The organism is Micromonospora gifhornensis (genome assembly GCF_016863515.1).
Lineage (GTDB): Bacteria > Actinomycetota > Actinomycetes > Mycobacteriales > Micromonosporaceae > Micromonospora > Micromonospora gifhornensis.
In genome coordinates this window covers 1-9,683 of record NZ_BOPA01000080.1, presented here as the reverse complement: position 1 = coordinate 9,683, position 9,683 = coordinate 1, and the positions used below count along the sequence as shown (strand labels likewise).

The following is a 9,683-nucleotide window of genomic DNA, read 5'->3' as shown; positions in this document are numbered from 1 at the left end:
CCACCTGGGCAGTTCACGCGTACCTACCTGAGCATCCGAACCCGTACGCCGACAAGCGGAGCAGGAAGCTGTCTGCAGTCGGCCACACCGGCGTCCGGGTCACGTCGATCGAACCAAACGTGATCGACAGATCGTCGACTTCTGATGATTGACCTCAAGGCGTTCATCGTCGAAGTCGAGCGCCACCGGGCAGTCGGCGAACCAGGTGTCGTCGTCGTCATCCCACACCACCCAGCTGCACGTCAGCCGACGGCCGACGAGGCCCCGCAGCCGTTGAGCGTGACGACCGGCGACCTCAGTAGCTCCGTTCAGCCAGGCTGGCTGGTAGCCAGCAATGCCGAAGTTGAAGGCCATCACGAGACGGTAATCCTCAGCCCGCCTGATCCACACTCGGGTATCCGGATCTGCCGTGAGGTGCGCGTTCGACCATGCTCGCCCGTGTCCGCTAATCGTCGAAGTCGTAGTCGAAGGTGCCCGCCTCGATGCGGTCGATGAGCTCGTCGACATCGTCGGCTTGCCGGATGGCGTTGTCCCATCCGCTGCTCGTGATGTCGACCAGGAGCACCGGTGCGGGGTCGCTGCGCAGGTCGAGTACGAGCTGTTCGCGGGATCCGTCGCCGCCGATGATCGCGATGCCGGGGTGCAAGTCGGTGCTCTCGTGCCATGCGTGATGCAGCTCAAGCATCTCGCGTGGGGTGTTGAGCCAAACGTACGCTTCGCCTGTGATCCAGCCTCGCCGGAACCACGACGCACCTTGCAGGTACGTTCGCCACGCGGCCGGTAGGGTTCGGCCCAGCGTGTGGTGGGCGTCGGTGAACTCCTGGTCGCCTACGGGGCCGCGGTAGTCGGCTTCCTCGGTGATCGCGCCGACGAGGTGGGCGTTGAGGTCGGCAAGCTCCTCTGCGGGGATCCAGTACTCCAGCACGTCGCGGCCACCGACCTGATGAACCTCGTAACGGTCCATGTACTCACGCTGGACCTCGAACCGAGTCACGTAGCCGACGCCATCGGCAGGGACGTTCCACTCGCGGGCAATCTTCGTGGCGTACCAGCGGTTGAGTACGGGGTAGAAGATCGGCTGGTCCGGCAGGCGTGGAGGCCACTCCCGCCACCCTGACGCCTCCACAAGGTCGAGTTCGGCCTGCCCGGTGGGCCGCCAGAGGGTGATCGTGTCGGCCTTGTCGATGGTCTGCTCCTCACAATCATGGTTGCCCCCTGTGGCCGGGACGAGCCACGTACGCAACATTCTGATGGTCCGCCTCCGGACGTCGCCGAGGCCGGCTCCGTCAGGCCGGTCACACCTGGGACCCAGGTACACGGATTAGGCGCGGACCGCGCGCCGCGCAGCGTCACGATCACTTGAGTCAGGTGCCGTCCGGTCGCGCCGGTGACAGAGCGGAGGGATCGTCGATCGCGCTACGGATTGGCGGTCTGCCGGATGAACGACAACAGCCTCGGCAGGACATAACAGAACTCGCCTCCACCCCATGAGTCCACGAGGCCACCGGCTCGTTCCATCGCGTCCCAAAACGGCTCAGTCGAGCGGATGATGTCCTCCGCGGTAGCCTGATCGATGTCGATGGCAGCGCAGACAGCCGCCGTCAGCTCCGCGCGAGATTCGGCGGGCATGTCCTGCAACGGATCATGAGGCATCCGCAGAAGCTACCTCGGGCGACGTCACGCTCATGCCGCCGAGCGAGCGCGCCGGAAGGCCGGAAATGCCGTCACTCTCCGTAGATGTCCGGCGCAGGCGTCGGCTCGATCCCCGTGCGCGCACGTGCCGAGTTGAGTGCACTCGATCATGCAGCCGGCAGAGCGCCGCGGGCGTCAGAAAGCAGTAGCGGCAGCGACACCACCGGCTCGGCACGTTCGCCGACTCGTTCTCGTTCACGCCGGAAGGTCTCCGCCGCCGGGCCACGGTCACCTGTGAGACCTGTTCGCGCCGGCGCTGGGCCCCCAACGGTGAACGCGCCGGAGTGCGGTGATGTCGTCCCGACGTCACGGATATGGGTGGTGTTGTCGACGGCTTCGGTCATGGTGGTGCCGGCGATGGCAACCATGATCGCGGGCCAGCGGCTGCGGCGTTGTAGTTGTTCGGCTAGGTGGTCGTAGTCCATTTCGCCGTCTGGGCATGCGTGGACGACCGCGGCGCGCCCGACGTGGATGAAACGCAAAATACGAAGAAGGCCAATCCCGTTTCACACCGGTACCGGATCCCCAAGGTAATGGCCGTCTCGTGCAACTACCGGCACAGACAGGCGATGTGACGTTGGCGTATTGAGCGGTAGCGTGGCCAGGCCGCAAGCAAAGACCGCCATACCGGCCGCGTCGGCCGCCGCTCAGGTGAACTGGCTTCGCAACCCGTGAGGTGTCGATGGACCTGCCCAGTGAGCTTCGTGAACTGTCCCTTCGGCACCTCGACGGCCTGGGTGCTATCCCATGGGCCGCGGAGGCGGATCGCTGGGCCGAGTTGGTCTTCTGCCTACTCAACGCGGTCGCCGGGGATGACCCGGAGCGCTCCCGCGAGCTGACCGACGACCTGCATCGGTTCGGCCTGATCGAGCCCGCGGTCTTGTTGGATGTCGATGACCCGGCCAGCGACACCCATCGGGTGGTGCGGCACCTGCTCGATCGGTACGGCTTCGACCAGGCGCAGATCGTCACCGCAGCCGGGGTGCTGTCGCGGCTGGCCCAGTTCATCACCGACGGGTACGGCGGAAAGCTGCAACGGTACCTGCGGCGCAACGCCGAGCGGATGCGCGATGAGTTGGTGTCCGAACTCGCTGACGAAGCGCCGCAGCCGCTGCTGCGGCTGGCGGTCACCCACTGGCTGCAGAACGCGGTCGACCTGCCCCTGTCGCTGGAGAACGCGGCCGTGCAGGAGTTCTGCGCGGCCCGCGGTATCGATCAGGCAGCGTTGGAACTCGCCGCCGACGAGGTCGGGCTTAACCTGGCCTTGGTGGACGACGTGATCCGACTGGAGGCGGCGGACCCGGTGAAGACCGGTGCGGTGGTCAGCGAAGCGACAACATGAGCTATCCGACCCCGGCACCCAGCGCTTCGCGCCCGCAACCGCCACCCCTGGTGCCGGTGCACCGGCCCCGACCGGCCGAGGCGCCGGCGGCGCCGCGCACCGAGCCCCGGGCCCAGCCGCCGGTGGCGCATCACCGGCCACACCATCACCGTCCCGTCCACCACCGTCCTACGCACCATCGGCCGACGATGGCGGATCTCGCCGCGCAGTTGACTCCCACCCTGTTGGCGGCGGCGCATAAGGTGCCACGCCCGGCACCGGCGAGCAGGCCCTGGACACCCTCTTTCACTCCCCGTCCACAGCCGCCGGTCCGCCCGACCCCCTCGGTGCCGCCGGTCCGCCCGACCCCGCGCCCGCCGGTCTCGCCGCAGGTCTACCGGCCGCCGCAGCCGGCCCACAGACCACCGCAGGCTCACCGACCTCCACCGATGTCACCACCACCGGTTGTGCCGCGGGTGCCGTTCCGGCCGGTCACCTCGCCGCAGATCCGGCTCAGCGATCACGTGGCGGCCATGCGGATCGGCGCGCAGGCCCGTCCCAACGCGCGGCGCTGGCCGGTGCGTCCCAAGCGCAAGCGCGACGCCGCGTCCACTCACGGCTGGGGTGGTCGGCACCAGGTGATCAATCTACCCGAGCTGATCATCGAGGCTCCGATGCCATTCGAGCCGCAGGTCTCGCATCCGGAGGCGAAGCGGTACGTCGAGGGCAAGGGACGGATCGAGGGCAGTGACCTGAAGGCCTTCGGCATCGGAATGGTCAATGCCGTCAAGCCCGGACAGGAGCTGCCGGTGGACCCGTACAACCAGCGGGCCCAGTGGTATGGCCGGGGGTTTGCGGAAGCCATGGCGGGCCAGGTAGCCGGCGGTGGAGTGGCCTGGGTCGCGGGCAAGGTCGCCGGCAAGGTCATCCCGACGGTCCGGGGAGCCCAGCGCGCGGCGGGGGCGGGCGCCGGGCAGGCGGTCGGCAAGGGTACCGGTGCGGCTGCTGACGTCGTGCCCGATGTATACGTCGGAGCGCTGAAGCGGTGGAAGGTGACCCCGGGGCAGACCTACCGCGGTGTCACGCGGAGGATCCGACGGGAAGTCCGCGACTGGTCGCGTAAGTGGGGCACCATGGACGGCCCTGCGACCTCCGGTCGGGTTCATGCGGGGCACCAGCCCGGCGGCTCCCACGTGTTCACACCGCCGGGCCAGACCACCCGGGTCGGTGCGCAGACCGCCCGCGGTAACTTGAGTAGCGCGGCGGCCGAGGCCCGCGCGGCGGCGTTCCGTCGCCAATGGAACGCGAACAACCCCAACGGGCCACAGCTGCCTGTACGCCCAAAGTAGGCACCCCTCTCTCCAGAGGCGGCGAGGAGTGGTGTTCGCAGTTCAGCACACGGCTACTGGACATCCGCTCATGTCGCGAACGGCGCTGTCGGAAGCGTGATGCGTCCGGGCGTGGTGGCGCTCATCGGGTCCTGGCTGGTTCTCAGGACGGCAGGATGAGACGGGGCCGTGGAGACGCTCTCGGGCGTATCGCTCATCCCTTGCGTCGTACGAGGTCTGCCACTGTGGTCGGTAGTTCGTCCTGCGGCATGTCCTCGCAGCCGGGACGGGCGAAGTCGAACAAGAGCACGATGCGGTCGCTGGAGCCGTAGTTCCACGCCTCGTGGGTGACCGTGTCGTCGAAGACGAGGGTCTGGCCTTCGCTCCACTGCCGGGTCTCGTCGCCCACCCGCAGTGCGCAGTCTTGCGGCACGACCAGTCCGAGATGGGCCCGGTACACGGTCGTCACCCAGCCTTCATGGGGTGTGATGTGGGTGCCGGGAGCCATCCGGGAGAATCCCGCGGTCGTCAGGTAAGGGATCGTCGTCAACGCGGAGGCAGTGTCCGGGCATGCGGCGAGGGCCTCCTCGATCCGTTCGCCGAAGGCGACCAGGCCATACACGCTCCAGCCCTGGCCGTACATCTCGCGTTGCACCCACGGCTGGTAGCTGTCCTGCGGCAGAGCAAGACATTCGTCCCGGATCGCCTCCCACCGTGCCCGAAGATCGGCCAGGAACGGGAACTGCCGCTGATCCAAGAACATTAGACACCATCCTGCAGCAATGACCGGTGATCTGGGCTACGGCGTCGCCTCGTGCAACCGGTAAGCGACGGGTGACGCTGTGGCTGGCGCAGTCGGCAGACAAGAACACGCAGCGGCGGATAGCAGCCGAGACACCGCCTCGACTCGTTGCGAGGGTTCGGCGCCAGCTGGCTGGACCGGCTTCTACTACGCAGTCGGGCGTAGCTGTAGCGGCAGAACCAGCAGATCCATCGGCGGCCCCCAGGAGAGCGCCGACGTGCCGACCTGTTGCCACCCCGTCCGCTTGTACATGCGACGGGCCGCAGAGACGGGATTCGAAGCTAGCGTCGCGTACTGCTCGGAACGGCCAGCAAGTAACCGGCGCATCAGCTCTGCGCCGATACCCTGCCTACGATGGCTCGGATGCACCATCCACTCCATCACGGCGAACTTGTCCGCGTCACGGATCTCGGGCGGCGGATCCTCGGTAGCGCGCGACCACCAGGTACCGGTTGCCATCGTCCATCCGTAGGCGGCTCCGAGCAGCAGGGTGCCGTCAGTGGCGGTGACCAAGCGGAATCCCGGCCGCGTCGTCTCCTCCGGTAGGCCCTCGCGGAATCGGGCGACCTGCTCCGGCCCCTCACTGTACGGCGGCTCGGCGTAAACGATCGCGTACAGGTCTTCCAGGGCGTCGAAGACCTGATGGGTTTCATCACGGGCGACGCTGTGATAGATGGGCACCCCTGGATGTTATGGCCGGACATTAGTTCGCATGGCGATCGGATCTGACGCCGCGGGCACCGCTACGACCGGACTCGCTCCAGAAGCTCGCGGTATGACGACTGCCTCCGTTCGCTGTCAGGCACCGCCACGACAACCTGCCGCGCCACACTGCGGACGAGCTCGTTGTGCTGGCTGGTCGGCAAACGGTCCAGCAGGTCGGCAGCCAGGCGCAGTCCGTCCGGAACATGCCCCGTTCGGATCAGTGCCGCCGCTCGATGCAGCTCTACCTGCGTACGCAGCCTTATCTGCGACGCCGGGTAGAGAGCGAGCGCACGATCCTGGGCCTCGCCTGCCCGCCTGTAGTTGGCGGCGTGCGTGTACACCCAGGATTCGGTGTGCCGCAGCCGATGCTCCGGCCACCCCCACAGGCTCTCGACGTCGTCGACCACGGTGGCCGGGAGCTGCTCGGCCATGCGGGCCAGCTGCTGGACCGTCGCGACGGCCTCCGCGTGCCGGCCGGCCAGCGACAGTGCCTGCGCCCGGCCGGCAAGCAGACCACAGGTAGCAGCGCTGGCCCGCCCATCCAGCAGCGGCAGAACCTCATCTGACACGGCCACCACCTGCACAGCTGGACGGCCGTCGTAGGAGCCGTTCACGACATCCCAGGCCCGTACCATGATCTGCGCGTCCGGATCTCCGGACTCATCGGCGACCCGCCGTGCGGTGCGCCACCACCGACGGGCGGCAATTGCTTGCCCGGACGCGACAAGGCCGAGCGCGATGATGACCGACAGCTGACCTGCTGCCTTCAGGAGAAGCGGTCGCCGCTCTCCCTGGTCGACAGTGATCTGGTGCTGCAGCACTGCCAAGTCTCGGCCGAGCTGAGTCATCACCTGGTCGTGCGGCTGCTGGTAATAGCACCTGCCGTAAGCGGCAACGATGTCAGGCCACTCATCGTGGCCGACGTCGATGGCGGCAGTCAGGCTGTGACGTAGCGCCTCGAGCCCCACGAGGCGGTCGCCGGTGGGTGCGGCAGCAATCGCAAATCCGGGGGTGCAAGTGGTGGCAGTCGGGTGCACTTGCGGGTTCGCGGAGTCGGGGCGTTTCTGGGAGAGGATGGCGGGGTGCGTACGGATGAGGCGGTCCGCGTGGCGACGTTGGCTGGTGCACGGGTAGGCATGCCGGTTGATGATGCGCAGGTGCTCCGTGTTGGCGAGAACGGCGTGGTGCTGTTGTCTGGCGTGGGGGTGCTGGTGCGGGTCGTGCCGGGTGCGGGGGCGGTGCAACGGGTGCGGCTGGAGATTGCGGTGGCTGAATGGTTGGCGTCGCAGGGTGTACCGGTGGCGCGTCCGGTGCGGTCGGAGCCGATCGTGGTCGATCAGCATGTGGTCTCGTTGTGGGAGTACCTGCCGGGCGGGCATTCGGCGGACCTGGTAACGCTTGCGCGGTGTCTGCGTCTCCTCCATGGTGTGCCCCGGCCGGTCGGGCTGTTGACTCGCGTGTCGCCGTTTTCGAGGCTTCGTGAGCAGTTGGCGTCGGCCGTAGGCCTGGATGAACGCGACAGGGCGTTTTTGCGCGAGCTTCGTGACGGACTCGCAGTGCAGTGGGATCACGCGACGTTCGCGCTCGGGGAGGCGGTGCTGCACGGCGACGCGCACATGGAGAACCTGTTGGTCACGACGGCAGGCAGATGCGCCTTCATCGACTTGGAGTCCGTGTGTGTCGGACCGCCGGAGTGGGATCTAACGCTCAGCGCCCTCTACTACGAGTGCGGGTGGTTTTCCAAGCACGAATACGCCATGTTCGCGGATAGCTATGGCTATGACGTGCGGTGCAGCCCAGCTTGGCCGGTACTGCGGCAGATCCGGATGCTGCGGATGACTCTATGGCTGGCGCAGTCGGCAGACAACGACACGCCGCGGCGGCAGCAGCTGAGACACCGCCTGGACTCGTTGCGGGACGGTTCGGCGCCAGCCGGCTGGACAGGCTTCTAGACCTGTGACGCGGCGACACCACTGAGCTGGGCCCGCACCGCAACCAGGTCATCCTTGAGGTCCGGTTCCGCGTCGACGTTCTCGAGCATGTGTGCGAGGACCCGAACGTCATCGCGCAAGCGGCTGGAGTACACGCCGGCCGCATCCGTGCAACCGGCTCGTGCTGAGGGTAAGGCGGCGGCGACGTTACCCTGGTGTGCCTGTAGGCAGGCTATCCGGATCATGGTCAGCGCTCGGGACCTGGCCACTGTGCCGGGGTGAAGCTCGTACGCGGCGTGCAGCCGCGTGATCGTGGCATCGGTTAGCGCCGGGTCGTTGGCGGTCAACGCGAGATCGCACATGGCGTGTCCGGCGTCGCCGAGGATTTGACCGAGGTCCGCGTAGTACCCCCAGGTGGGATCGTATGCGCCATCAGCGGGGCTGGCGTCGAAATGCTCGTCGCACAGACCGACGGCACGACGGCATTCCTCTGCATCGCGAAGGGACGCGTACGCCCGCGCCTCTACGATTCCTATGACGGCACGGCCCAGCGGAGGTAGATCACGCCACCCGCTCCGGGTAAGACCGACGATCTGTAGGGCCTCCTTGGCCTTACCGCTGTAGGTGAGACGCCTACTCAGGCTCGTGACGGTGTGAGCCCGCTGCTGGACGTCTTCGGCTTCGGTCGCGAGTTGAATCGACCTGACGAAGTACCCGCGAGTCGTCCCGGCGTCCTCGCCTGCATCGAAGCACGCCCAGCCGACCACGTCACCGAGCCGGGCTGCCGTCGAAAGCCACTGCCGGCGTACGGCAGGTCTAGCCGATGCCTGACGGATGGCGCGGCACGCCCATTCGAGTTGCCCCGCCATGGCGGCACGAGCAAGACCACCCCCGTATCGGTGATCCCAGTCCTCGAACAACGTGATGCTCCGGCGCAGGGCCTCCACATGGGGCTGCTCGATCCTGTTCGGCACCTGCATACCCGACGTCCATGGCCCCGGCAGCTCAGCCATCTCGTCCGGAACCACACCCGGCCACGCAGCATCCGTCAGGCTGCTACTCGTGGCCCCTGTTCGGCGAGGACTGTAGAGCCCGAGCTGCCTGTCAGCGGTGACGCCGAAGACGGCACGTAACGCCGCGCGCCGCTCCGCGCTGGGCCAGCGGTGTTCGCCGCGCTCCAGTTTGCCGACCCACCGGGAATCCACGTAGTGAGCAGCGAGGCAACGCGAAGGGTAGAGGGCATCTAACGCAGCGTTCACCGCATCGGCCAACTCCGTTCGAGACATACACTGCCCGGGTCTCAACGGTGAAGGAAGCTGGACTCGGGCGCTCCTGAGGTGCGTATTCGGCGTGATCACCGTTTCCGCGTGCCGAGGCATGCTCCTCCTCTACGGCATAGCCCTGTCGAACTCGGAACTGCAACGGTCGCCGGCTTGGCTCGAGGTAAACGTTTGAAGTCCCGCCATACTACGTCTAATGGCGACCGGTCGACGTCGATCAACACGCGAGCTTCGCCAGCAACGCTGATTCTACGCAGGAATTGTTGACAGACCTGTCGCTGACACTGCCATATCCCAGCCGCGGCCGCCAGTCTGGCGCGTCCTGTTGCAGCGGTCGGCGATTCATTCGCTGTTCAGGGCTGGTCGAACCGGAGGTCAGAACGTGAGGTCGAACCGGAGGTCGGCATTCCCTGTTGTGGGTTGTTCCGTGATCGTTGAATCGCCATCAGCTATCCGTCGTCGAGGAACAGCCGGAGCGATGACTGACCACATATTGCCGCAGCTTACCGCCCTCGTCGCGGATGACCGTGCCGCCGATCATTTCTGGGCGCACCTGGAGGACCGTAGCGTGCGGTTCCTTCCGCAACGGCTTGCGCCGATCTTCGTCTCGACGCTCGGCCAGGT

The 9,683-nt window shown here is 66.9% G+C and carries 9 protein-coding genes and 2 pseudogenes; 3 read left to right on the top strand and 8 right to left on the bottom strand.

The window, feature by feature from the left end:
• Positions 1–99: 99 nt before the first annotated feature.
• The 4 genes and pseudogenes from Vgi01_RS30070 to Vgi01_RS30055 all read right to left on the bottom strand — a co-directional run.
• Positions 100–354 carry a hypothetical protein gene (locus Vgi01_RS30070; RefSeq protein WP_204293316.1) on the bottom strand — a complete coding sequence of 85 codons (255 nt, stop codon included), beginning with the start codon at positions 352–354 and terminating at the stop codon, positions 100–102.
• 484 nt (positions 355–838) lie between these two features.
• Positions 839–1,186: pseudogene (locus tag Vgi01_RS30065) on the bottom strand (ADP-ribosylation/crystallin J1); the annotation flags it as partial.
• A gap of 230 nt (positions 1,187–1,416) precedes the next feature.
• Positions 1,417–1,653, bottom strand: a complete 237-nt coding sequence (locus tag Vgi01_RS30060) for a hypothetical protein (protein WP_204293315.1) — start codon at positions 1,651–1,653, stop codon at positions 1,417–1,419.
• Positions 1,654–1,994: 341 nt separating this feature from the next.
• A pseudogene (locus Vgi01_RS30055) lies at positions 1,995–2,153 on the bottom strand (histidine decarboxylase); the annotation flags it as partial.
• Between the two features lie 221 nt (positions 2,154–2,374).
• On the opposite strand from Vgi01_RS30055, the gene Vgi01_RS30050 reads away from it, so the two are divergent.
• A complete protein-coding gene (locus Vgi01_RS30050) occupies positions 2,375–3,034 on the top strand; it encodes a hypothetical protein (protein WP_204293314.1) in 660 nt (219 codons plus the stop codon).
• Positions 3,035–3,546: 512 nt separating this feature from the next.
• Entirely contained in the window at positions 3,547–4,362 is an 816-nt protein-coding gene (locus Vgi01_RS30045) for a hypothetical protein (protein ID WP_204293313.1), read from the top strand.
• A 193-nt stretch (positions 4,363–4,555) separates the two neighbouring features.
• Here Vgi01_RS30045 and Vgi01_RS30040 read toward each other — a convergent pair whose 3' ends face one another.
• From Vgi01_RS30040 to Vgi01_RS30030, 3 genes are all read right to left on the bottom strand, one after another.
• Entirely contained in the window at positions 4,556–5,104 is a 549-nt protein-coding gene (locus Vgi01_RS30040) for an aspartyl/asparaginyl beta-hydroxylase domain-containing protein (protein WP_204293312.1), read from the bottom strand.
• A gap of 186 nt (positions 5,105–5,290) precedes the next feature.
• The gene (locus tag Vgi01_RS30035) at positions 5,291–5,824 is read right to left on the bottom strand and encodes a GNAT family N-acetyltransferase (RefSeq protein ID WP_204293311.1); all 534 of its coding nucleotides are present in this window, start codon (positions 5,822–5,824) and stop codon (positions 5,291–5,293) included.
• A 62-nt stretch (positions 5,825–5,886) separates the two neighbouring features.
• Positions 5,887–6,816 carry an XRE family transcriptional regulator gene (locus Vgi01_RS30030; RefSeq protein ID WP_204293310.1) on the bottom strand — a complete coding sequence of 310 codons (930 nt, stop codon included), beginning with the start codon at positions 6,814–6,816 and terminating at the stop codon, positions 5,887–5,889.
• Between the two features lie 114 nt (positions 6,817–6,930).
• Here Vgi01_RS30030 and Vgi01_RS30025 point away from each other — a divergent pair, with 114 nt between their 5' ends.
• Positions 6,931–7,800, top strand: coding sequence for a phosphotransferase enzyme family protein (locus tag Vgi01_RS30025; RefSeq protein ID WP_204293309.1), 870 nt, complete (start codon positions 6,931–6,933; stop codon positions 7,798–7,800).
• Here the strand turns inward: Vgi01_RS30025 and Vgi01_RS30020 are convergent.
• Entirely contained in the window at positions 7,797–9,158 is a 1,362-nt protein-coding gene (locus tag Vgi01_RS30020; protein ID WP_486348004.1) for an NsdA family TPR-like regulatory protein, read from the bottom strand. The two genes, Vgi01_RS30025 and Vgi01_RS30020, sit on opposite strands and share 4 nt — an antisense overlap.
• Positions 9,159–9,683: the final 525 nt, after the last annotated feature.